This window comes from Quadrisphaera sp. KR29 (assembly GCF_052644995.1).
On sequence record NZ_JBQXXG010000007.1, the window covers coordinates 154,519 to 177,228 of the forward strand.

The 22,710-nt window shown below is 78.4% G+C and carries 20 protein-coding genes; 6 read left to right on the forward strand and 14 right to left on the reverse strand.

What is annotated here, in order from left to right:
• Nucleotides 1–79: 79 nt before the first annotated feature.
• A complete protein-coding gene (locus ACUN9U_RS08740) occupies nucleotides 80–1,120 on the forward strand; it encodes an iron-siderophore ABC transporter substrate-binding protein (protein WP_445484550.1) in 1,041 nt (346 codons plus the stop codon).
• Between the two features lie 123 nt (nucleotides 1,121–1,243).
• Here the strand turns inward: ACUN9U_RS08740 and ACUN9U_RS08745 are convergent, their stop codons facing one another.
• The gene (locus ACUN9U_RS08745; protein ID WP_445484551.1) at nucleotides 1,244–2,605 is read right to left on the reverse strand and encodes a class I SAM-dependent RNA methyltransferase; all 1,362 of its coding nucleotides are present in this window, start codon (nucleotides 2,603–2,605) and stop codon (nucleotides 1,244–1,246) included.
• Nucleotides 2,602–4,668 (reverse strand): APC family permease, encoded by a 2,067-nt coding sequence (locus tag ACUN9U_RS08750; protein WP_445484552.1) that lies wholly within the window; start codon nucleotides 4,666–4,668, stop codon nucleotides 2,602–2,604. Before ACUN9U_RS08750 ends, ACUN9U_RS08745 begins: the two co-directional genes overlap by 4 nt.
• Before the next feature lie 58 nt (nucleotides 4,669–4,726).
• Between ACUN9U_RS08750 and ACUN9U_RS08755 the strand changes: the two genes are divergently transcribed.
• Complete coding sequence (locus tag ACUN9U_RS08755; protein ID WP_445484553.1) at nucleotides 4,727–5,389, forward strand: potassium channel family protein; 663 nt, start codon at nucleotides 4,727–4,729, stop codon at nucleotides 5,387–5,389.
• 47 nt (nucleotides 5,390–5,436) lie between these two features.
• Nucleotides 5,437–6,126 carry a potassium channel family protein gene (locus ACUN9U_RS08760; RefSeq protein ID WP_445484554.1) on the forward strand — a complete coding sequence of 230 codons (690 nt, stop codon included), beginning with the start codon at nucleotides 5,437–5,439 and terminating at the stop codon, nucleotides 6,124–6,126.
• On the opposite strand, the gene ACUN9U_RS08765 is transcribed toward ACUN9U_RS08760, so the two are convergent.
• From ACUN9U_RS08765 to dut, 4 genes are all read right to left on the reverse strand, one after another.
• A complete protein-coding gene (locus tag ACUN9U_RS08765; RefSeq protein ID WP_445484555.1) occupies nucleotides 6,071–6,847 on the reverse strand; it encodes a DUF3159 domain-containing protein in 777 nt (258 codons plus the stop codon). The two genes, ACUN9U_RS08760 and ACUN9U_RS08765, sit on opposite strands and share 56 nt — an antisense overlap.
• A gap of 13 nt (nucleotides 6,848–6,860) precedes the next feature.
• Nucleotides 6,861–7,253: an OB-fold nucleic acid binding domain-containing protein gene (locus ACUN9U_RS08770; protein WP_445484556.1), complete on the reverse strand. Its 393-nt coding sequence runs from the start codon at nucleotides 7,251–7,253 to the stop codon at nucleotides 6,861–6,863.
• Between the two features lie 71 nt (nucleotides 7,254–7,324).
• Nucleotides 7,325–8,086, reverse strand: a complete 762-nt coding sequence (locus tag ACUN9U_RS08775) for a DUF3710 domain-containing protein (protein WP_445484557.1) — start codon at nucleotides 8,084–8,086, stop codon at nucleotides 7,325–7,327.
• The gene (dut, locus tag ACUN9U_RS08780; RefSeq protein WP_445484597.1) at nucleotides 8,083–8,613 is read right to left on the reverse strand and encodes a dUTP diphosphatase; all 531 of its coding nucleotides are present in this window, start codon (nucleotides 8,611–8,613) and stop codon (nucleotides 8,083–8,085) included. Before dut ends, ACUN9U_RS08775 begins: the two co-directional genes overlap by 4 nt.
• 162 nt (nucleotides 8,614–8,775) lie before the next feature.
• Here dut and ACUN9U_RS08785 point away from each other — a divergent pair, with 162 nt between their 5' ends.
• Entirely contained in the window at nucleotides 8,776–9,411 is a 636-nt protein-coding gene (locus ACUN9U_RS08785) for a DUF3093 domain-containing protein (protein ID WP_445484558.1), read from the forward strand.
• Between the two features lie 25 nt (nucleotides 9,412–9,436).
• Here ACUN9U_RS08785 and ACUN9U_RS08790 read toward each other — a convergent pair whose 3' ends face one another.
• The 3 genes from ACUN9U_RS08790 to ACUN9U_RS08800 form a co-directional block, all read right to left on the reverse strand.
• Nucleotides 9,437–9,736 (reverse strand): DUF4193 domain-containing protein, encoded by a 300-nt coding sequence (locus tag ACUN9U_RS08790; RefSeq protein ID WP_139711256.1) that lies wholly within the window; start codon nucleotides 9,734–9,736, stop codon nucleotides 9,437–9,439.
• Nucleotides 9,737–10,035: 299 nt separating this feature from the next.
• Nucleotides 10,036–10,890 carry an inositol monophosphatase family protein gene (locus ACUN9U_RS08795; RefSeq protein WP_445484559.1) on the reverse strand — a complete coding sequence of 285 codons (855 nt, stop codon included), beginning with the start codon at nucleotides 10,888–10,890 and terminating at the stop codon, nucleotides 10,036–10,038.
• Nucleotides 10,887–12,032 carry a ferrochelatase gene (locus ACUN9U_RS08800; protein WP_445484560.1) on the reverse strand — a complete coding sequence of 382 codons (1,146 nt, stop codon included), beginning with the start codon at nucleotides 12,030–12,032 and terminating at the stop codon, nucleotides 10,887–10,889. Before ACUN9U_RS08800 ends, ACUN9U_RS08795 begins: the two co-directional genes overlap by 4 nt.
• A gap of 145 nt (nucleotides 12,033–12,177) precedes the next feature.
• Here ACUN9U_RS08800 and sepH point away from each other — a divergent pair, with 145 nt between their 5' ends.
• Nucleotides 12,178–13,974 (forward strand): septation protein SepH, encoded by a 1,797-nt coding sequence (sepH, locus tag ACUN9U_RS08805; protein ID WP_445484561.1) that lies wholly within the window; start codon nucleotides 12,178–12,180, stop codon nucleotides 13,972–13,974.
• 9 nt (nucleotides 13,975–13,983) lie between these two features.
• Here the strand turns inward: sepH and ACUN9U_RS08810 are convergent, their stop codons facing one another.
• From ACUN9U_RS08810 to ACUN9U_RS08825, 4 genes are read right to left on the reverse strand one after another with little or no spacing between them, the layout of a single operon-like run.
• Nucleotides 13,984–14,682 carry a thymidine kinase gene (locus ACUN9U_RS08810; protein ID WP_445484562.1) on the reverse strand — a complete coding sequence of 233 codons (699 nt, stop codon included), beginning with the start codon at nucleotides 14,680–14,682 and terminating at the stop codon, nucleotides 13,984–13,986.
• A gap of 24 nt (nucleotides 14,683–14,706) precedes the next feature.
• Entirely contained in the window at nucleotides 14,707–15,942 is a 1,236-nt protein-coding gene (locus tag ACUN9U_RS08815; protein ID WP_445484563.1) for an alkaline phosphatase family protein, read from the reverse strand.
• A 10-nt stretch (nucleotides 15,943–15,952) separates the two neighbouring features.
• A complete protein-coding gene (locus ACUN9U_RS08820) occupies nucleotides 15,953–16,672 on the reverse strand; it encodes a DUF5998 family protein (RefSeq protein WP_445484564.1) in 720 nt (239 codons plus the stop codon).
• A gap of 29 nt (nucleotides 16,673–16,701) precedes the next feature.
• Nucleotides 16,702–19,413, reverse strand: coding sequence for a bifunctional acetate--CoA ligase family protein/GNAT family N-acetyltransferase (locus ACUN9U_RS08825; protein WP_445484565.1), 2,712 nt, complete (start codon nucleotides 19,411–19,413; stop codon nucleotides 16,702–16,704).
• Nucleotides 19,414–19,572: 159 nt separating this feature from the next.
• On the opposite strand from ACUN9U_RS08825, the gene ACUN9U_RS08830 reads away from it, so the two are divergent.
• Entirely contained in the window at nucleotides 19,573–20,205 is a 633-nt protein-coding gene (locus tag ACUN9U_RS08830) for a nitroreductase family protein (RefSeq protein ID WP_445484566.1), read from the forward strand.
• Nucleotides 20,206–20,261: 56 nt separating this feature from the next.
• On the opposite strand, the gene ACUN9U_RS08835 is transcribed toward ACUN9U_RS08830, so the two are convergent.
• Nucleotides 20,262–22,610, reverse strand: coding sequence for an SCO7613 C-terminal domain-containing membrane protein (locus ACUN9U_RS08835; RefSeq protein WP_445484567.1), 2,349 nt, complete (start codon nucleotides 22,608–22,610; stop codon nucleotides 20,262–20,264).
• Between the last annotated feature and the right edge of the window lie 100 nt (nucleotides 22,611–22,710).

Genomic DNA, 22,710 nt, shown 5'->3' on the forward strand with positions numbered 1-22,710 from the left:
CCGCCGTCCCAGCCTGCTCGTCCCCCGCCCGACCCGCCACCGCTCCCACCACCGCTCCCGCCCGACCCCAGGAGACCCCGTGCGCCGCCGCGACCTGCTCACCCTCGTCCCCGCCACCGCGATCGCCGCGGCGCTCGCCGCGTGCTCCTCCGGCGGCACCTCCGGCGAGGGCGCCTCCAGCGCCGCGCCGTCGGGCTCCTCGGCCGCCGCCGGCGGGGAGGGCTTCCCCGCCACGGTGCAGACCAAGTTCGGGGAGGTCACCGTCCAGGCCGCCCCGCAGCGCGTGGTCGCGCTCGGCTGGGGGGACGCCGAGACGGCGCTGGCGCTGGGCGTGCAGCCCGTGGGCGCCTCGGACTGGCTGGCCTTCGGGGGCGAGGGCGTCGGCCCGTGGGCCGCAGGGCTCTACACGACGGCTCCGACGATCATCGAGACCCTCGAGCCCTCCTACGAGGCGATCGCCGCCCTGCGGCCCGACCTCATCCTCGACACCAAGAGCTCCGGGGACCAGGCCCGCTACGACCGGCTGCGCCAGATCGCCCCCACCGTCGGCGTCCCCGAGGGCGGGGACAGCTACCTGACCACCACCCGCCAGCAGGTCGAGCTGGTCTCCACCGCGCTGGGCAAGCAGGCCGAGGGCCAGCAGCTGCTGGAGGAGCTGCGCCAGGCCTTCGAGGCGGCCGCGGCCGCCCACCCGCAGTGGCAGGGCCGCACCGCCACCGTGGCCACCAAGACCTCCAACGGCTGGGGCGCCTACGTCGCCGCCCCCGGCGGTGACGGCGCCGACCCCCTCGGCGGCCGCGTGGAGTTCATGGAGGGCCTGGGCTTCCAGCAGAACCCGCAGGTCGCCGCGCTGCCCCCCAACAGCGGCGGCTTCAGCGTGGACGTCTCCACCGAGCAGCTGGACCTGCTCGACGCCGACGTCGTCGTCGCCTTCCCGATCTTCATCCCCACCAGCGACATCACCTCCGACGCCGCGTGGGGCGCCGTGCCCGCCGTGGCGCAGGGCCGCGCGCTGGTCATCGACGGGGACACCGCCAACGCCTTCTCCCTGGGCACCACGCTGGCCACCCAGTACGCGCTGGAGCAGCTGGTGCCGCAGCTGGAGGCCGTCTCCCCCTGAGCCGCCCCGACCTGTCCGCTGGGCAGGGTCGGTCCCGGTGGGCAGGCTCAGTCCCGGGTCAGGGGGCCGGAGCGGGAGCCAGGCTCCCCACCGGGAGCGCGGCGGTCCCGCCGGCCAGCGGGCTCAGGCGCGCACGAGGCGCGCTACGGCCTCCACGTGGTGGGTCTGCGGGAACAGGTCGAAGGCGCGCAGCCCGTCGAGGCGGTAGCCGAGCTCGGCCAGGACGGCCACGTCGCGGGCCAGCGCCGCGGGGTCGCAGGCCACGTGCACCACCGTGCGCGGCGCCAGCGCCGCCACGCGCTCGAGCACCCCGCGGCGGGCGCCGACGCGCGGCGGGTCGAGCACCACGACGTCGACGCGCTCGTCGTCGGCGGCCATCGCGGCCAGCGCGCGGTCCACCCGGCCGGGCAGCACCCGCACCTGCGGCAGGTCGCGCAGGTTGCGGCGGGCGTCGGCGACGGCGCGCGCGTCCCCCTCCACGCTCACCACGCGGCCGTCCTCGCCGACCTCCTCGGCCAGCGCCGCGGTCAGCAGGCCGGCGCCCGCGTACAGGTCGGCCACCGCCTCCCCCGGCGCCAGCCCGGCGAAGCCCACCACGGCGCCCGCGAGCGCCGCGGCCGCCCCGGGGTGGACCTGCCAGAAGCCCGAGCCGGTGACGCGGAAGGTCCGCGGCCCGCGGGGCAGCGCGACCTCCTGGGCCACCCAGGTGCGCCCGCGCACCCGCGTCAGGCCCTCGTCGCCCACCACCGCCAGCGACGACGGCGCGGGGTGCGCGGGCAGGCGCAGCCGCCGGCCCTGCCCGCCGCCGGTGCGGCGCGGGGTCACCACCAGCAGGCGGTCGTCCCCGGTCTGGGGGGCGACGACCTCCACGGCCTCCGCCCCCGGCCAGGCCACCGCGCGGGGGTCGACCTCGGCGGCGCGGGGAGCCGCGATGCGGCAGTCGTCGACCTCCACGACGCGGTGGGAGCGGTGCTCGCGCAGGCCCAGGCGCCCCCCGGGCCCCACGGCGTACTGCACGCGGGTGCGCCAGCGCAGCCCCGCGGCCACGTCGACGCCGTCGCCGTCCACGGCCTCCACCACGAGCCCGTCAGGGCCGACCGCGGGGGCCAGGGCTGCAGCGTCCAGGCCGGCGAGGCGCTCGAGCTGCTCGCCGAGCACGGCCGCCTTGAGCGCTCGCTGGGCGCCCACGGCGGCGTGCTGCCAGTCGCAGCCTCCGCACAGGCCCGGGCCCGCCCACGGGCACGGCGGGCTGACGCGGTCCGGGGAGGGCCGCAGCACGGCCACCGCGTCGGCGCGCCAGTAGCTGTCGCGGGGAGCGCCCTCGGTGACGCGCGCCAGCACGCGCTCGCCGGGCAGCGCGTGGCGCACGAAGAGCACCCGGCCCTCGTGGCGGGCCACGCAGTGCCCGCCGTGGGCGACGGCGCCCACCTCGACCTCCACCTCCAGCCCCACCGGCGAGGCGGCGGCCGCCTGCTCGGCGCTCACCGCCCCTCCCCGTCCCGGGAGGGGGCGGGCGTGGACGGCGAGGACGTCGGCGGCGGGGCCGCCAGCGCGCCCTGGCGCACCGAGCCGGCGGCGGGCCCGGCCCAGCGGTCCTCGGCGCCGGCCGAGGAGCTGAGCTGGAAGGGCACGCTGGCCACCACCACGCCGGGGGTGAACAGCAGGCGCCCCTTGAGCCGCAGCGCGGTCTGGTTGTGCAGCACCTGCTCCCACCAGTGGCCCACGACGTACTCCGGGATGTAGACGACCACGAGGTCGCGGGGGGACTCGCGCCGCAGGTCGCGCACGTACTGCACGATCGGGCGGGTGATCTCCCGGTAGGGGGAGGCCAGCGCCTTCAGCGGCACCGGCAGGTCCAGCTCGTCCCAGCGCCGCTGCAGCGCGGCGGTCTCCTCCGGCTCGACGTCCACCGTGAGCGCCTCCAGCACCGAGGGGCGCGAGACGCGGGCGTAGGCCAGCGCCCGCAGCGTGGGGCGGTGCACCTTGGAGACCAGCACGATCGCGTGGACCCTGGAGGGGAGCACCTTGACGGCCGGGGAGGCCTCCACGGCCAGCTCCTCGGCCACCCTGTCGTAGTGCTTGCGGATGGCCCGCATGATGACGAACAGCACGGCCATGCCCAGCAGCGTGATCCACGCGCCGCGGGTGAACTTGGTGACGAGCACGATGACCAGCACCGAGCCGGTCATCGCCACGCCGATGGTGTTGATGACGCGCGAGCGCACCATGCGGGCGCGCTCGCGGGGGTCGCCCTCTTCGGCCAGCAGGCGGGTCCAGTGCTTGACCATGCCGGTCTGGCTCATGGTGAAGGAGATGAACACCCCCACCACGTAGAGCTGGATGAGCCGGGTGACCTGGGCGTCGAAGGCCACGATGAGCACGATCGCCACCCCGGCGAGGGCGATGATGCCGTTGCTGAAGGCCAGGCGGTCACCGCGGGTGTGCAGCTGGCGGGGCAGGAAGCCGTCGCGGGCCAGGATCGAGGCCAGCACCGGGAAGCCGTTGAAGGCGGTGTTGGCGGCCAGCACCAGGATGACGCCGGTGGCGATGGTCACCAGGTAGAACGCCGGGGTGAAGCCGGAGAACACCGACTGGGCGATCTGGCCGATCACCGGGTCCTGCACGTAGGACTCCCCCACCGGCTGGCCGTCGCGGACCAGCTGGATGGCCGGGTCCTCGGCGAACTGCACGCCGGTGGCGCGCGCCAGCAGGATGATGCTGAAGAGCATGGCGATGCTGATGCCGCCCAGCAGCGCCAGGGTCGTGGCGGCGTTGCGGCTCTTGGGCTTGCGGAAGGCGGGCACGCCGTTGCTGATGGCCTCCACGCCGGTCAGCGCCGCGCAGCCGGAGGAGAAGGCGCGGGCCAGCAGCAGCGCCCCGCCCAGGCCGGTCAGCCCGGCCTCGTAGCCGGGCTCGGCGACCAGGTCGAAGCCCGCGCTCTCCGAGGGCGGCAGGTCGCCGAGCAGGTAGCGCAGGAAGCCGACCACGGCCATCGCGCCGATGGCGCCCATGAAGACGTAGGTGGGCACGGCGAAGGCGGTGCCCGACTCGCGCACCCCCCGCAGGTTCAGGGTGGTCAGCACCACGACGACGGCCACGGCGACCAGGACCTCGTGCCCGTTGAGGAACGGCAGCGCGGCCGCGGCGTACTGGGCGCCGGAGGAGACCGAGACGGCCACCGTCAGCGTGTAGTCGCACAGCAGGGCGGCGCCCACGGTGACCCCGCCGGTGCGGCCCAGGTTGGTGGTGACCACCTCGTAGTCGCCGCCGCCGGAGGGGTAGGCGTGCACGTTCTGCCGGTAGGACGAGACCACGACCACCAGGACGAGGACGACGGCGAGGGCCACCCACGGGGACAGCAGGTAGGCGCCCGTGCCGGCGATGGCCAGGGTCAGCAGGATCTCGTCGGGGGCGTAGGCCACCGAGCTCAGCGCGTCGGAGGCGAACACCGGCAGCGCGATGCGCTTGGGCAGCAGCGTCTCGCTGAGCTTGTCGCTGCGCACCGGGCGGCCGACGAGCAGCCGCTTCACCGCGTCCGTGATGGGCACGAGCGTCGATGGTAGGCCGCGAGCGGCCCGTCCCGTGCCAGCGCGCTAGGTTCGAGGGGTGCGCGTGGTCATCATGGGGTGCGGTCGGGTCGGCTCGGCGCTGGCCCTGCGGCTGGGCGCCCTGGGCCACCGGGTCGCGGTGGTCGACCAGAACCCCGACGCCTTCCGCCGCCTGGGCGCCTTCGACGGCGAGCGCGTGACCGGGGTCGGCTTCGACCGCGACACGCTGGTGGAGGCCGGCATCGAGACCGCCGACGCCTTCGCCGCCGTCAGCAGCGGCGACAACTCCAACATCCTGGCCGCGCGGGTGGCCCGTGAGACCTTCGGGGTCACCAACGTCGTGGCGCGCATCTACGACCCGGGCCGCGCGGAGGTCTACGAGCGCCTGGGCATCCCCACGGTCGCCACCGTGACCTGGGCCGCCGACCAGGTGCTGCGCCGGATCCTGCCGCAGGGGGCGGCCAGCGAGCACACCGACGCCACCGGCGCCCTGTCGCTGGCGCAGGTCCAGGTGCACACCGGCTGGGTGGGCACCCGGCTGAGCTCGCTGGAGGCGCGCGTGGGGGCCCGCGCCGCCTACGTCGTCCGCCTGGGCCGGGCGCTGCTGCCCGCTCCGGACACGGTCCACCAGGACGGCGACCAGCTGCACCTGCTGGCCCGCACCGAGGACCTCGCCGAGGTCGAGCGGCTGCTGTCCCAGCCGCCGGCCGCCGAGGGCTGAGGGCGGGCGCCGGGGATGGGCACCGTGAACGGGAGCGAGGGGTCGTCGTGAGGGTCGTCATCGCCGGGGCGGGCAACGTGGGGCGCTCCATCGCCCGCGAGCTGCTGGGCAACGGGCACCAGGTGCTGCTCATCGACAGGGACCCGCGGGCCATGAAGATGCAGTCGGTGCCCGAGGCGGACTGGCTGCTGGCCGACTCCTGCGAGACCTCCAGCCTGTCCGAGGCCGCCCTGGACACCGCCGACGTCGTGGTCGCGGCCACCGCCGACGACAAGGCCAACCTCGTCACCAGCCTGCTGGCCAAGACCGAGTACGGCGTGCCGCGCACCGTGGCGCGGGTGAACAACCCCAAGAACGAGTGGATGTTCGACGAGGCGTGGGGCGTGGACGTGGCCGTCTCCACCCCGCGGCTGATGACGGCGCTGGTGGAGGAGGCCGTCTCCATCGGCGACCTCGTGAGGATGTTCACCTTCCAGCAGGGCGGTGCCGCCATGGTGGAGCTGACGCTGCCCGCGGCGTCGCCGCTGTCGGGGACCCGGGTGGGCGACGTCGCCTGGCCCGCTGACACCGTGCTCGTGGGGATCATCCGGGAGGGGCGCCCGATCGCCCCCTCCCCCGACGACGCCCTGGAGGGCCGCGACCAGCTGCTCCTGCTCACCGTGCAGGACAGCGAGGAGGCCCTCAAGGAGCTGCTGGCGCCCCCGGGGCCGGCCGCTGCTGCCCGCCAGCAGGGCTGACCGGGCCCTCCGAGGAGCCACCCGGGGAGCTCGCCGGCGGGCCGTCCCCGGCGCTGCTCCCCGCGCCGGCACGGCGCAGGGCCAGCCAGGTGACCCAGGCCGCGGCCGCGAACAGCGGCAGGCCCATCGCCAGCCGGGCCACGCCCAGCGCCGTCACCGCGCCGGCCAGGTACAGCGGGGTCTGCACCGCCAGGCGCAGCGCGAACAGCCCCACCCACATCCACGTCAGGCGCCGGTGCAGCCGCAGCTGCGCCGGGTCGCCGCGCCAGTCCCCGCTGCCCGGGCCACCGCCGCGGGCGGCCGCCACGAGGAGCCCGGTGACCGGCAGCGGACCGCCGGGCAGCGGACCGGCCTGGGGCAGGGGCAGGGTGGAGACGGCCAGGACCACCGCGTAGACGGCGTTGAGCAGCAGGCCCCACCAGTAGAAGTCGACGGCGTCCCCGGTGCGCCAGGCGGTCAGGGCGCAGACGCCGACGCCGACGGCCCCGGCGAGCGCCTGCTGCAGCGGCTGGCGGGCCACCAGCCGCGCCGCGGCCGCCAGCACCGCCACCCCGAGCGCCAGTCCCCCGGCCCAGACCAGCGACCGGGTGGCGGTGACCACCACCACGAAGACCAGGCCCGGCAGCACCGCCTCGGCGGCCCCGCGGGGCCCGCCGACGGCGTCGGCCAGGGAGAACCGCTCAGCGGTGGCGGCGCGCCCGACGCCGGACCCCGTGCTCATGCCTGCCCGGCGCTCAGGAGGCGGCGGTGGCGGGCACGAGCTCGTAGCGGGGGTTGTAGACGGTCTTGCGGCCGTCGTCGCACCCCACGAAGCCCTCCACCCGCACCGCCGCGCCGGGCACGATGCCGGGGATCTCCCGGCGGCCCAGCCAGATGACGGTGAGCGTGCCCGTGCCGTCGAACAGCTCGGCCACCAGGGCGGGGACGCCCGCGCGGGGACGGAGCGTGACGGTGCGCAGCGTGCCGGACACGCTGGCGCGCCTGCGGCCGGACAGCGAGGCGCAGGGGGTGCCTCCCATGGCCGCGGAGGCCTTGGCGGCGTCCTCGGCGATCAGCTGCTCGTTGCCCGCCGCGAGGCGGGACAGCGCGCGCACCAGCGGGTGGCGAGGGGACTTCGGAGTGCCCATGGCGTCGAGGGTAGGCGCTGCGCGGGAGTGCCGTGAGCGACTGGCAGGACCGGTTCCCCCGCCCGGCGGCGCTACTGCTGGGCCGGGTCCTGCGCGGGCTGGGCACCGGGCTGGGCACCGGGCTGGGCGCCGGGCGTGGCACCCGCGGGGACGGCGCCCGCAGGCGCCTGCGGCAGCCGCAGGGGCAGCAGGTCGCGCGGGGCCATCGCCTCGCTGCCGCGCACCACCACGGCGCCGCGCAGCAGCGCCTCCAGCGGGGCCGCGGCCTCCGGGTCGACGGCGGCGGGCCCGGACAGCACGGCCCGCAGGAACCAGCGCGGCCCGTCCACGCCCACGAAGCGCGCTGGTGAGGCGGCCACCCGGCCGTCGGGCAGGCGGGTGGGCACCTGCGCGACCAGCTCGGTGCCGTACGGGCCGGGGACCTCCTGGGAGGCGCCGCCGGAGCTGGCCAGCGACGCGGCGATCTCGGCGCGGACCTCCCCCCAGATGCCGTGCGTGCGGGGGGCGGCGAAGGCCTGCAGCTGGGCGGTGGAGCCGCCCAGCGCGACGGTGGCGGCGACGACCCGGCGCGTGCCGTCCTCGACCTCCAGGCGCAGCTCCATGCCGGGCACGCCGGGCAGGCGCAGCGCGCCCAGGTCGACGCGGGGCAGGGAGTCTGAGACCTCCGTCACGTCGAAGGGGCCCTGCGGGCGCGGTGAGAGCCCCGCCGCCGCCGGCGCCGCGGCGCCGGCGGCGGGCTCGGCGCCCTCGGCCGCCCCGCCGGGCTCGTCGGTCTGCGCGCCGGTCTCGGCGGCCTCGTCGTCGCGCGCGGAGCGGCGCCGGAAGATGCTCACTGGGGCTCACCCGTCGTCGTGGTGGTGGTCGTGGTCGGCACGTCGGTCGCCGTCGGCACGCCGGTCGTGGTCGGTCCGTCGGTCGCGGGGGCAGCGGTGGTCGCGCCCCAGCCCCCGGTCGAGCCGTGGCCCGCGGCGCCCCGGGCGGTGGGGTCCAGGGAGGCCACGGGCAGGAAGCGCGCCCGGGCCACCCGCTGCAGCACCAGCTGGGCGATCCGGTCGCCGCGCCGCACGTGGAAGGCCTGCTCGGGGTCGGTGTTGATGAGGGTGACGCGCACCTCGCCGCGGTAGCCGGCGTCGACGGTGCCCGGGCCGTTGAGCGTGGTCACGCCGTGGCGGGCCGCCAGGCCCGAGCGGGGGTGCACGAAGGCGGCCCAGCCCTCCGGCACCGCCACCGCCACGCCCGTGGGCAGCGTCGCCCGCCCGCCGGGGGCGATGACGGCGTCCACGGCGGAGCGCAGGTCGGCGCCGGCGTCGCCGGGGTGGGCGTAGGAGGGGTCGGGCAGGTCCTCGGTGAGCCGCTGCAGCGGCACCACGAGCTCCTCGGGCCCACCGGCGCCGCCGGGCGGGCCGTCGGGGGAGCTGGAGCGCGAGCCGCCGCGGGGGTCGCCGTCGAGCCCCTCCCCTGCTGCGAGCACGCCGGTCACGGGCCGAGCGTAGGCGGCTGCGGGACGTGCGAGGCTGGCGGGGTGGGCGATGCGCAGCAGCCGCACCGGACCGGTGACGAGCCCGGGCAGCAGCAGGACGAGGGCTTCCGCGAGCGGCTGTGGCCCCGCCCGGCCACCTGGCTCCTGGTGCCGCTGGGGGCGGCCTTCGGGGCCGCGACCGGCTTCATCGGCGGGCCGGTGTGGGTGGTCGTGGGCGGCGCGGTGCTGGCCCTGGTGTTGGTGGCGTGGCTGGTCTCCGCCAGCACGGTGGTCTCCCTCAGCCCCGCAGGGGTGCTGAGGGTCGGGGAGGCGCACGTGGAGGTGCACCACCTGACCGGCGCGGTGGCCGCCCGCGGCGAGCGCGCGCGGGCGCTGCGCGGGCCGCTGCTGGACGCCCGCACCCACCTGCACCTGCGGGGCTGGGTCGACCCGGTGGTGCTCGTGGGTCTGGGTGACCCCGAGGACCCGACCCCGGCCTGGCTGTTCTCCTGCCGCGAGCCCGAGGCGCTGCTGGAGGCCCTGGCCCGCCAGGGGGTGAGCGGGCCGGTGCCGGTGCACGTGCCGCTGTCCGGCGGGCTGCCGCTGTGGGGGCCCGGCAGCCGGGAGTCGCTGGACGCAGCGGCGCCCCGGCCGGAGCTGGGCTCCGACCGGGGCGCCGAGGACGGGCGGGCGGGCTAGCCGCCCCGCCCGGGGCGGGGTCTGCTCAGGCCGCGCACTCGGTGCAGACGAGCTGCCCGCCGTCGTCGCTGGCGAGCTGGCTGCGGTGGTGCACGAGGAAGCACTGCGAGCACATGAACTCGTCGGCCTGGCGGGGCAGGACGCGCACCGAGAGCTCTTCGCCGGACAGGTCGGCGCCGGGGAGCTCGAAGCCCTCGGCGGCCTCCGTCTCGTCCTCGTCGACCGAGGCGGCCCCGGGCTCGTTGCGGCGGGCCTTCAGCTCCTCGATCGAGTCCTCGGAGAGCTCGTCGTCGGTCTTGCGCGGTGCGTCGTAGTCGGTCGCCATGGTGGCTGCTCCGGATCTGGCTGGTGGTGGGGCTGGTCGGGGTCCGGCCAGGGCGCGGTGGGGACCGGCTGGCCGTGGGCCGCCCCGTGCCGGTGCCGAGGCGGACCGCCAGGTGTACTGGACGTCGCTCCGGAGCCGGCTGTGGTGCGGCTGGTGAATCGCTGTGGATCGTCTGGTGGTCGTCGCCGCCCGTGGTGGACGGACCCCTGCAACACCGGGAGTGCCGCTGGCATGCCCGGTAGCGCCGGGATCATGCCCTACCCGCCGGCCGGGCGCGCGCCGGGGCCCCCGCGGCCGCCTCAGGCGGCGGCCGCGGCGCCGGCGCGGACCAGCTCGGCCGCCAGCTCGGCCGCCAGCGCGGGGGGCGCCGCCACGAGCATCTCGCTGCTGGCCCCGGCCCCGTCCAGGCCGACCAGCGCCACGCCGGCCTCCGCCGCCACGAGCCAGCCGGCGGCGGCGTCCCACGGGTTCAGACCGCGCTCGTAGAAGGCGTCCAGGCGGGCGCTGGCCACGTAGCACAGGTCCAGGGCGGCCGACCCGATCCGGCGCACGTCGCGCACCCGGGGCAGCAGGTGGGCGACCACGGCGGCCTGCTCCGCGCGCCGCTCGGCGGTGTAGCCGAAGCCGGTGCCCACCAGCGCCTCCGCCAGCGGCGGGCCCTCGGGGCGCGCGAGCGGGCGGCCGTCCAGGCGGGCCCCTGCCCCGGCCCCCGCGGTCCAGGTCTCCCCCGTCTCGGGGTTGTGCACGCAGCCGGCCACGGGCCGCCACCGCGGCGGGCTGGGCTCGCCGGCCACGACGGCCACGCTCACGGCGTAGGCGGGGATGCCGTAGACGTAGTTGACCGTGCCGTCGATGGGGTCGAGCACCCACGTCAGGCCGCTGGTGCCCCCGGTGGAGCCGCCCTCCTCCCCCAGCACCGCGTCCTGGGGGCGCTCCTGGGCGAGCATCCGGCGCACGAGCTGCTCGGCGGCGGTGTCCATGGCGGTGACGACGTCGCTGCGGCTGGACTTGGTGGCCGTCACCGCCGCGTGCTCCGCCCGGCCGGCGCGGACCAGGTCGCCGGCCGCGCGGGCGGCGCGCTCGGCGAGGTCGGCCAGGGCCGCGACCTCCCGGTCGGGCGGCGGCGCCGCCGGTGGGCCCGCGGCTGCGCTCACGCGCCGGCCCCGGCGGCCACCGGGGGGTCGACCCAGTCAGCACCGCAGGCGGCAGGCCGCTCGGGCGCGCGCAGGTTCTTGCAGCAGCCCACCGGGCACACGTCGTGGCTGGGCCCCAGCGGTCCGACGGCGGCGCGCTGCGGGCCCTCGCCGCGCTCGGCGGCGGCGCGCTCGAGGACGAGGTCGACCAGGGAGGTGACGAAGGCGGCGTGCACCCCGGCGGTCGCCGCGCGCGCCACCGGCAGCCCCAGGCCCTGGGCGGTCTCGGCGGCCTCGGTGTCGAGGTCGTACTTGACCTCCATGTGGTCGCTGATGAAGCCGACCGGGGCCACGACCGCGGCCGGGGCCCCCGCGGCGCTGATGGCCTCGAGGTGGTCGTTGACGTCGGGCTCCAGCCACGGCTGGGTGGGCGGGCCGGAGCGGGAGCAGTAGACCAGGGCGCTGGGGTGCTCCACCCCGGTGCGCTCGGCCACCCGCCGGACCACCTCGGCGCGCACGGCCTCGTGCTGGGCCTCGTAGGCGCCTCCCCGGGGGCCGGCGGCCTCGGCCATCGCGGTGGGGATGGAGTGCGTGGTGAACACCAGGTGCGCGCCGTCGCGGACGGCGTCGTCGAGCTCGCCCAGCGCCGCGAGCACCGCGTCGGTGTTCGCGTCCAGGAAGCCGGGGGTGTTGAAGTAGTGGCGGACCTTGTCGGCGCGCAGCGCGCGTCCCTCGCCCGCCAGCGCGATGAGCGAGGCGGCGACGTCCTCGCGGTACTGCCGGCAGCCCGAGTAGGACGCGTAGGCGCTGGTGGTGAGCACCAGCACCCGCCGGGCACCCGCCTCGTGGGCCTCGCGCAGGGCGTCGGTGAGGTAGGGGTCCCAGTTGCGGTTGCCCCAGACCACGGGCAGGTCGCCCAGCCCGCGGGCGGCCAGCTCGGCGCGCAGGGCGGCCAGCAGCTCCTTGTTCTGGTCGTTGATGGGGCTGCGGCCCCCGAAGGCGAAGTAGTGCTCCCCCACCTCCACGAGCCGCTCGCGGGGGATGCCCCGGCCGCGGGTGACGTTCTCCAGGAACGGCACCACGTCGTCAGGGCCCTCCGGGCCTCCGAAGGACAGCAGCACGAGCGCGTCGTACGGGGCGCTCTGGGACGTCTCGGCACTCACCCGGACATCCTGCCCCGGCCCACCGGCGACGGCCCACGGAGATCGGCCGGCAGGGGTGTGACCAGCAGCACCACCCGCTCCCGCCCCGGCCGCGGCGGGACGGCGCGCGCGGACGACGCGGCGCCTCGACGCGGGGGAAGCGCGGGTGGCACCCTGGCTGCCGGGGGTCGCGGCGGGTGCCGCGGCAGCGCCGCGCGCCGACGGCGCCGGCCGAGCAGACGGGGGAGGCCGCGTGCGCGACGGGCTGGAGGAGCCGACGGGGGGCGCGAGCGCCGCGGCGGCCGGGCAGGACGCCCCGGTCGAGCTGTCGGTGGTGGGCGCGGACCCCGCCGACCCCTCGGTGCTGCTGCTGGAGGCGCCCGACGGGCGCCGCTTCCGGCTGCCCGCGAGCTCCCGGCTGCGCGCCGCGGTGCGCAGCGCCGGCCCGGTCACCCAGCCGGTGCCCGCGGTCAGCGCGCCGCTGCGCCCGCGCGACATCCAGGCGCGCATCCGCGCCGGGGAGACCGCCGCGGACGTCGCCGCTGACGCCGGCGTCCCGCTGGACCAGGTGCGCCGCTACGAGGGCCCGGTGCTCGCCGAGCGCGCCCACGTGGCGGCCCTGGCGCGCCTGGCGGTGGTGCGCGGCGGCCCGGGCCGCCTGACGCTGGAGGAGGCGGTGCGCACCCGCCTGCTGGCCCGCGGGGCCGACCCGGGCACCGCGGCGTGGGACGCCTGGCGCCGCGAGGGCGGCTGGGCGGTGCAGGTGGCCTTCCGCGCGGCGGGGCGCGACAGGTCCGCCCAGTGGTCCTTCACCCCCTCCAACCGGGTGCTGGAGCCCCTCGACGACGAGGCGCGCTGGCTGACCGCGCCCTCGGACGACCCCACGGGCCGCCGCCTGGCCGCCGTGAGGGTCTACGACGTCGAGGCCGAGGACGCCCGCTCCGCGGGCGAGCACGAGCCGCCCCCGGGCGTCCTCAGCACCGGCCCCGCTGCGGCGCTGGCGCCCCCCGCGCCCTCACCGGCGGTCACCTTCGAGCCGTCCCCGGCGCCGGTGCCCTCCCCCGAGCCGCCGCGGACGCCGGAGCAGCGCGGCCCCCGCACCGACGCGGCCGCGCCCAGCGCCGGAGCGCCCGCAGGCGTCGAGGCGGCCGGCCACGGCGTCGACCCCAGCGACGACGACGGTGACGACGACGCGCTGGCCGGGCCGGCCGCCCCCGAGCCGGCCACCGCGGACGACCTCGCCTCGCGCACCCTCGACCTGCTCGACGCCCTGCGCGACCGCCGGGGCCGCCGGGTGCCCCTGGACCTCGGCCCCGACGGCGAGCCGTGGGACGACGAGGAGGACGACGACCTCCTCAACGCCCTGCTCGACCTGCCGCCCGGCGCCGACCCCGACGCCCTGGAGCTGCAGGAGGAGGTCGACAGGGCCCGGGCCCGCCTGCGCATGGTGACCCCGCCGCGGGGGCTGCAGCTGCCGCCGACCGGCGCTGACGAGCAGGGCGCCGCCGACGGCGAGGAGCAGGCGCCCAGCGCGCCGCGCGCTCCGCTCGGCCTGGTGCCCGCGCCCCCGCCCACCGAGCCCCTGCGCACGACGCCGGCCGCCGCACCGCAGGCCGGCCCACCACCGGCCGCCGCGCCGCCGGCCCCCGTGGCACCCGGGGCGCGCGACGGGCGCGGCCCGGACGGCGGGCAGCCCCGGGAGCTCCCGCGCGGCGCCGACCTGGACGGGGAGCTGCTGCGCGGCCAGCCCACCAGCCGCCGCGAGCGCTGGCGCGGCGGTGAGGCCGACGCCGACGGCGAGGAGACGGCCGAGCGGCTGCCGCTCTCGCGCGGGGTGCCGGCCCCCGAGGGCGTCCAGGACCCCGAGCACGACGGCGACGACCCGGGCGAGCAGCCCGCGCGGCGGCGCCGCAGCGTGCCGAGCTGGGACGAGATCGTCTTCGGGGCCCCGCGGCGCGACTGAGCCGCGGCGTCAGGCGGGGGTGCGGGCCGCGCCCTCGCGCAGGTCGACACCGGCCGCCGCGCCGTCCGCCGGGCGGGCCCCGGCGCCGCCCGCTGCGGCGGCGCGCCCGGCGACCGCGGCGGTCTCCCGGCGCATGTGGTGGCGCCGGCACAGCACCTCGTAGCCGACCTCCCCGGCGTGCGCGGCGACGTCACCGACGACCACCTGCTCGCCCTCGACCACCATCGTGCCGTCCACCGTGCGGGCGTTGTGGGTGGCGCGCGCGCCGCACCAGCACAGCGCCTCCACCTGCAGCACCTGCACCCGGTCGGCCAGCTCCACCAGGCGGGCGGAGCCGGGGAACAGGCGGGTGCGGAAGTCGCTGGTGATGCCGAAGGCGTACACGTCGACACCCGCCTCGTCGACCACGCGCGCCAGCTGCTCGACCTGCGCGGGCCGGTAGAACTGCGCCTCGTCGCACACCAGGTAGTCCAGCGGGCCCTGCGCCGCGGCGCGGGCGACCTCGGCCTCGAAGTCGGTCTGCTCGGTCACCTCGCGCGCGGGGCGCCGCAGCCCCAGGCGGCTGGAGATGGTGTCGGCGCCGGCGCGGTCGTCGCGCGTGAACAGCAGCCCCCGGCGCCCGCGGGCGCGGTGGTTGTGGTCGACCTGGAGCGCGAGGGTCGACTTCCCGCTGTCCATGGTCCCGGAGAAGAAGACGAGCTCGGCCACGCCCCCATCTTGGCGGGCGCCCCCTCAGCGGCGGCGGGGGCTCCCCGCCACCAGCAGCGGCACCAGCACCTCCTCGGGCGTGCGCCCGCCGTGCATGCCCACCAGGGACGCCAGCTCGGGCCGCTGCACCCGGCTGTCGTGGACCGACGCGGCGGCGGTGGCGGCGGCGACCACGTCCCCGGCGCGCTCCAGCACGCCGGCGTCGAGTCCGTGGGGGCCGAACCACCCGGCGTCGACGGCCTCCTCGCGGCTGACCACCTCCAGCACGTGCCCCAGGCGCTCGCGCCAGGTGGCCAGCACGTCGGCGGCCGCCCCGGGCGCGCAGTGCAGCTGCGGAGCCCGCGGCTCGCCCGCGACGACCTCCACCCCGGCCGCCAGCGCCGGGTCGGCGGCGACGTCCCAGCGGGCGTCCCCGGGCACGTCGACCATGCCGTGGTCCCCGGTGACCAGCAGCAGCGCGCCCGGCGGCAGGCCCGCCACCAGGTCGGCGACGGCGGCGTCGACGCGCTCCAGCTCGTCGGACCACTGCGGGGAGGCCCAGCCGTGGGTGTGGCCGGCCTTGTCCAGGTCGCCCCAGTACACGTGCACCAGCGCCCGGCGGTCACCGGCGCGCTCGCGGGCCGCCGAGCGCAGGGCGCCCAGCCCGGCCTCCACGCGCGCGGGCAGGGCGCTGGCCGCCCGGAAGCGCCCGCCGCGGGAGGTGGCCTCGGTCAGGCCCGACCCGTCGAAGAAGCCGGGGCCCACGCGCGTCACCGCGACCCCGGCCGACGCCAGGTGCTCGAACGCGGTGGGGTGCGGCTGCCAGCGGCGCGGGTCCGGCGGCGGTGCCCCGGCCGCACCGGCACCCCGCGCGCCGGCACCGGGTGCGGTCTCCCAGGAGAGCTCGTTGAACAGCACTCCCGTGGCGGGGTCGCGCACCTGGTAGCCGAGCAGGCCGTGCTGGCCCGGGTGCAGGCCCGTGCCGAGGGAGGCCGTGGACGTCGCCGTGGTGGACGGGTACCCGACGGCCAGCACCGCGGCGCCGGGGGCGCCGGCGGCGGCGGCCATCGAGCGCATCCGCGGGGCGTGCCCGCTGCGGGCCGCCAGCAGCCGCTCCCCGAGCCCGTCGACGAGCAGGACGCACACCTGCTCGACGCCGTCGTGCGCCTCGCGCAGCGCCGCGGTCAGCGGGGACTCCTCCGCGCGCACCGGGGCCCCCAGCAGGTCCGCCACGGCGGGCAGGACGTCGGCCAGGGCGCCCTGCGCGGGCGGCGCGCTCACGCCCGGCCGGTCACGGGCGGGGAGCCCGCGTCGCGCGGGTGAGGCTGCGCGCGAAGCGCCGGGCCGCCAGCACCGCCGCCTCGCCCTCGGCGTCGGCGCTGATGCGCAGGGAGACGTCGTCGGCGGTGGTCGTGCCGGTGTAGCCGTGGTCCGCCTCGCACTCGGGGTCGCCGCAGGTGGCCGGCTCCAGGTCGAGGCGGGTGAGGGTGCCCCACGCGACGGTGAGGGTGAGCTCCTGGGGCGCGGCGCCCGGACGGTGCCGCTCGGGGGCGGTGACCCGGTGGCCGACCACCACCGAGCGCACGTCGTGCAGGGGCACCGACTCCGAGGAGGCCACGGCCACGGGCGCGCCCCCGGCCTCGGGCGGGTCGTGGTCGTCGACGTGGGCGGTGACCAGCCGGGTGGCGGTCAGCGCGAGCACGGTGACGTGCCGGCGCACCGCGTCGGCGTCGAAGGTGGTCTCCAGGTGCACCAGCGCGTCCAGGAGGGGCTCGCCCGCCAGCGACTGCAGCACCACGTCGGCCAGCAGCTGGGGGTAGTACCCGGTCTGCTCGAGCTCGGCGACCAGCTCGGCGGGCAGCTGCTCGGCGCCGCCGTCGTCCCCGGCGCGCCAGCCGGCCAGGCCCGTCCCGCCGGACCCCGGCGCGCCGCCCGGGCCCGCCACCGGTCCGCCGACCGAGCCGCCGAAGGCCTCACCGCGCCGTCTGCCGGCACCCTCACCACCCCACACGCGCGCCATCCTCCCACCGGGGTCCGACCTCAGGCGGGCAGCACCCGCCGGCCGGCGTCGGAGCGGCCCACGGGGACGGCCAGCTCCACCTGGGCCCCGAGCACCGCCAGGCCCGTCTCGGCGACCTGCACCGGGGACAGCTCGCTGGAGAACACCTCGGGCAGGTCGTCGGCCATGACCGAGATGCGGGCCAGCAGGTCCTCCAGGGCACCGACGTCGACGGCGGGGGTGCCCATGTAGCCGAACAGGCGCGGCGCGGCGCGCAGCGTGCGGACCAGGTCGACGACGTCGACGTCGGTGAGCGGCGGGATGCGGTGGGAGACGTCGCCGAGCAGCACGGTGGTGTCGCCGGCCAGCCCGAAGGAGACCAGCGGCCCGAACAGGGGGTCCTCCAGGGTGCGCACGAGCACGGAGATCCCCGAGGGGGCCATGGCCTGCACGAGCAGGGCGGGCGCGGGGCCGCCGCCGCTGCCCGCCGGTCCGGCGAGCATCGCCTCCACGTGCGCGCGCAGCTCGCGGGCGTCGGTCACGTCCAGGCGGACCCCTCCCAGGCCCGGGTGGCGCAGGCGGCGCTCGGTCGCCTTGACGACCACGGGCCAGCCCACCCTGTCCGCGGCGCGCACCGCCTCCTCGGCGGAGCGGACGGTGATGACCGGCCACAGCTGCACCCCGTAGCAGGCCAGCAGGGCGCTGACCTCCTCCTGCTCCAGGCGCAGCGGCGGGTCGTCGGGGGTGCGGCCGGTCAGCAGGGACTCCACCAGCGAGCGCGCCGCGCGGGCGTCGGTGCCGGCCGGGGCCACGCGGGTGCCGGGGTCGCGGCGCCGCCAGGCGGCGTAGCGCACCACCGAGGCCAGGGACCGCACCGCGTCCTCGGGGGTGGTGTAGACGGGCAGCGCCGCCGCGGGCCGGCCGGAGGCGCCGTCGTCGTCGGCGTCGTGGCCGGCGCCGGGGGGCGGCAGCGTGCGGGTGGGCTCGACCCCGCCCACCAGGGCCACCAGGCAGGCCGCGCAGGGCTTGCCGGCGGCGGCGGCGACCTCCTGCAGCGCCGTCACCACCTCCCTGTCGACCTCCGCGACCGGCGGGATGAGGCAGGCGACCACCACGTCGACCTCCGGGTCGGAGAACACCCGCTCCAGCGCGGTGCGCACCTGCGCGGCGTCGGCCTCGGGAGCCGTGACGACCGGGTCGGCGACCTCCAGGCCCCAGGAGACGGCGGCCTCGGCCGCCAGCGCCGCCAGCGCCCCGGAGTTGGCCACCACGCCCACCCGCTCCCCCGCGGGCAGGGGCTGGGTCTGCAGCAGCTGGGCGACGTCGAAGAGCTGGTGGACGTTGTCCACCCGGATGACGCCGGCCTGGCGCAGCATCGCGTCCAGGGCCTCGCGCGGCGCGCGGGTCTCCCGCACGGCGTGGCCGGGCGGCACGGTGAAGGAGCTGACGCCGGACTTCACGACGACGACGGGCTTGGTGCGCGCCAGGCCCCGCGCGACGCGGGAGAACTTGCGCGGGTTGCCCACGCTCTCCAGGTACAGCCCGACCACCGAGGTGGCCGGGTCGTCCTGCCAGTACTGCATGCAGTCGTTGCCGGAGACGTCGGCGCGGTTGCCCGCCGAGACGAAGGTGGAGACCCCCAGGCCCCGCCGGTGCGCAGCGTCCAGCACCGCCACGCCCAGCGCGCCGGACTGGCTGAACAGGCCCAGCCCGCCCGGCGGCGGCACCACGGGGGCCAGCGAGGCGTTCAGCCGGACGGCGGGGTCGGTGTTGATGATGCCGAAGGAGGTCGGGCCGACCAGGCGCATCCCGTGGACGCGGGCCAGGCGCAGCAGCTCCCGCTGGCGGGCGAGGCCGTCGGCGTCCACCTCGGCGAAGCCGCTGGAGACCACCACCAGCCCCCGCACCTGCAGGCGCGCCAGCTGGGCGACCACCCCGTTGACCGAGGCGGCGGGCACGGCCACCAGCGCCAGGTCCACCGGCCCGGGCACGTCGTCCAGCGACCTCACCGCCGGCACGCCGCGCACGACGTCGGCCTCGGGGTGCACCACGTGCACGGCCCCGGTGAAGCCGCCGCCCACCAGGTCGGCCAGCAGGCGGCCGCCCACCGAGCCGGGCCGCCGCCCGGCCCCGACGACCACCACCGAGCGCGGGTGCAGCAGGCGGCGCAGGCTCTCGGCCTCCGCGCGGTGCTCGCGGGCCTCCATGACCTCCCGCGACCTGTCGGTGGGGGCGATGTCGACCGTCAGCATCACCACGCCGTCCTCCACGGTGCGCGTGGTGGCGAAGCCGGCCTCGGTGAAGACGTCGAGCATCTTGCGGTTCTCGGGCAGCACCTCGGCCACGAAGCGCGTGACGCCCTGCTCGCGGGCCGCGACCACCAGGTGCTCCAGCAGCACCGACCCCACGCCGCGGCCCTGGTGGGCGTCGGAGACGTTGAAGGCCACCTCGGCCGCGCCGTCCTCGACCCTGTCGTAGCGCCCGACGCCGATGATGGCCTCCCCGACCAGCACCACCAGCGCCACCCGGTCGTGGTGGTCGACGGTGGTGAAGCGGGCCAGGTCGCGCGGCGAGAGCCGCGGCATCGGCGCGAAGAAGCGCAGGTAGGTCGAGCGCGGCGACTGCGCCACGTGGAAGGCCTGCAGCGCGTCGGCGTCGGCGGGGCGGATGGGCCGGATGTGCGCCGCTCCCCCGTCCCTCAGGACGACGTCCGCCTCCCACGCGCGCGTCCACGCGGGGTGGGTGGGTGACACGCTGGGAAGGGTAGTCGCCGACCGCCCGCGGCGGCGCTCCACCGGCGCCGCGACCTGCGCTGCGAGCGGCGGTGCGGCGCTGGCCGGGCGCCGGCGCGGCCGGACCGGGGCAGCAGGGCCCCGCGGCGCGGGCGGGCGACGGGGTGGCAGGGTCGTGGCGTGGAGCTGGAGGAGGTGCTGCGCCGCCGGCGCGCCGTGCGCCGCTTCACCGGTGCCCCCGTGGGGCGCGACGTGCTCGACGCCGTCGTCACCGCCGGCGTCAGCGGGCCGACCGCCGGCGGCTCGCAGGGCAGGTCCCTGCTCGTGCTGACCGACCCCTCCGACAGGGACCGCTTCTGGCGCGCCACCAGCGACGACGTCGACGCCCCCGACCCCTGGCTGGCCGGGGTGGTGACCGCCCCGGCCGTGGTGGTCTGCCTGTCCGAGCCGGGGGCCTACGCCGAGCGGTACGCACGTCCCGACAAGGCCCGCGCCCGCCCCGACCTCGGCCCGGACCCCACCGACCCCGGCGCGTGGCCGGTGCCCTGGTGGGACGTCGACGCCGGGGGCTCCGCGCTGCTGGTGCTCCTGGCCGCCGTGGACGCGGGCCTGGGCGGGTGCCTCATCGGCGTGCCGCCCCGCCGCTGGCCGCGCGTGCGCGCCGCCTTCGGGGTCCCCGAGGACCACCGCGCCACCGCCGCCGTCGTCCTGGGGCACCCCGCACCCGGGCTGCCGCGCTCGCGACCGCGCCCGGCGGTGGCCTCCGTGGTGCACGACGGCGCCCACGGCCGGCCCTGGCGCACGGGCGGCTGAGCCGCTCCCACCCGCTGGCGCCCGCTGGCCGCCGGCTGCCCAGCGCGCCGGCTCCGTCAGCGCAGGGCGCGCACCCAGCCGACCGCGCGAGCGGCGTCGCGCCGGGCCTGCTCGATGCGGACGGCCAGCACGAGGACCACAGCCCCGGCCAGGAACAGGCCCACCCAGACCGGCGCCTGCAGCGCGTAGGGGCCGAGCTGGCCCACGGCGACGACGAGCGCCGCAGCGGCGCCCAGCACCACGGGCGCCTGCAGGGCCCAGCGCACGCCCGCGCCGCAGACGACGGCACCGGCGACGGCGACCAGGCCGGTGCGCCACGGGCTCCCGCCGGCCGCGGCCTCCAGCGCCGAGGGCAGCAGCGCCGCGGCGAGCCCGGGGCCGAGGACCAGCCAGGAGCCCAGCCGCGGGTGCCGCTGCCACACCAGGGCGCCGAGGGCGAGCGCGAGGGCCGCCGGTGGCAGCGACCACCACTCGACGTCCGCGCCCGGTGGGGCGACGCGGTCGAGCACGTCCCACCAGGCCGCCGACAGGAGCACCGCTGCGGGCACCGTCCACGCCGTCCGGCGAGGGTCCCCGGCGCGCAGCAGGGCCCCCAGCCCGGCCACGCCGAGGGGCACCGCGGCGAGCACCGGGCCGCCGTCGGCCATGACGAGCGCCGCGAGGGAGACCAGCGCCCACCCGGTCGACAGCACGGCCTCGGGAGCGCCGCGCACCAGCGCGGACAGCCCCAGGAGGACGGTCGCGGCGGCCAGTGCCAGCACCACCGGCAGGACGCCCGACACCGGCGAGGGAGCCGCCAGGGCGCCGCCGAGCGCCGCCACGGACCCCGCCGCCGCCCACAGCGAGCGCGGCAGGGGCAGCGCCCGGCGCCCGGCCAGGACGGGCCCGGGGGCGGAGGCCACCGGCCGGCGGCCTCCCGCGAGCAGCGCCGCCCCGGCGAGGGCGTACCAGGCCGCCGGGCGCCACCACGTGTCCTGGGCGCTGCCCACCACCGGCTCGCTGAGCAGGGAGCCGCCGGCGAGGGCGAGGGCGGAGACGAGCACCGGCCACGGCAGCAGCCGGGGCCGCACCGCGAGCAGGACGGCGGTGGTGGCGGAGACGCCGAGGGCCAGCAAGAGCAGCGCGAAGGCCCCGCCGGCAGCGGCCAGGGAGACCAGCGCGCCGATGACGCCGCCGTAGGCGACGACGACGGCCGTGCGCCGCAGCTGCGGGCGTCCGGCCAGCAGGGCACGGGCCGGACCCGGCTGGCCGGCCGCCGACTGCCCGGGTGCCGGCCGCCCGGCGCGCGAGGCCGTCCACGCTGCGGCCAGGGCGAGCAGCGCGAGCTCGAGGGCCGCGAGGTACGGCGCGGAGGCGTCCGGCCCCGAGCCGGCCACGGCGTCCGCTCCGACGTCGACGGCCAGCAGCACGAGGACCCCGGCGACCAGGTGCGCGGCCCCGACGACCAGCCCGGCCGCGCCCAGACCAGGGGCGCGCGCGCCCAGGAGGCGGCTCGCGGGCGCCGAGAGCACCGCCAGCACCAGGGCGGCAGCCGACCAGGTCAGCAGCTCACCGCCGACCGCGAGTGCCAGGGACGTCGGCACCGCGGCGGTGAGCAGCACCGCCGCCCAGGCCGGCGCCACCGGCCGGGCGGGGCGGGTGGCCGGGCGCAGCCAGCGGTCCCCCGCGGCGCAGGCGCCCACCGCCACCAGCAGGGCCCCGAGCTGGTAGGCGTCGGCGTCGGTGGCGCCCAGGCCCAGCACGTCCAGGCCGCGGGCGGCGCCCAGGAGCACCAGCAGGACCAGCACGGACAGCACCGCGAGCGCCTCCGCGCTGGCGCCCAGCTCCCGCCTGGCCGTCGCCCGCGAGGCCAGGGCCGCCCCGGCGCACACGACCACCAGCACGAGCGCCTGCCCGAGGGCGCCGATCGCGCCCCACACGTAGGCGGTGAAGGCGATGGCCGCGACGGCGACGAGCACGACGCCGGTCACGAGCAGCAGCTGCTGGGCGCCGAAGCGGCGCTGCCGCGGCACGGGCACCGGGGCGGGACCGGCCGGCGCGGCGAGCCCAGGACGGCCGCGGGTGCCGGCGGTGGTCGCGTACGGGTCCGTGGCGGCGGCGGTCGCGTACGGGTCCGTGGCGGCGGTCGGCGGAGCCCAGGCGGAGCTCGCCGCGCCCACCGCCGTGGCGGCGGCGGCGGGAGCCTGCGCTGAGGAGCTGTCCGCCTCGCCGGCCAGCGACGCCAGCAGGGCGGCACGGCGCTGGCCCAGCAGGGCCAGCTGCTGGTCGAGCTCCCACAGCTCGGCGGCGTCCTCCCCCACCAGCCGCAGCCCGCACGCCGCGCACGCCGGGCTGCCGGGCACCAGCGGGGCGGCGCAGCGGGGGCAGCCGGGCTGGGGCGGCGGTGCGTGCTGGGCGTCGCTCACCGGGCCACTGTGGCAGCGCCGGGGCCTCGCCGTCGTCGTCCGCGCGGGAGTTGTGGACAGCGGCGCGGGAGGTGGCGCTCGAAGGGCCCGGGGCAGGTCA

Coding starts and splice junctions, on each gene's coding strand:
- ACUN9U_RS08765 (WP_445484555.1), bottom strand. CDS start 6,847: ATGAGCACGGGGTCCGGCGTCGGGCGCGCCGCCACCGCTGAGCGGTTC.
- ACUN9U_RS08770 (WP_445484556.1), bottom strand. CDS start 7,253: ATGGGCACTCCGAAGTCCCCTCGCCACCCGCTGGTGCGCGCGCTGTCC.
- ACUN9U_RS08790 (WP_139711256.1), bottom strand. CDS start 9,736: ATGGCGACCGACTACGACGCACCGCGCAAGACCGACGACGAGCTCTCC.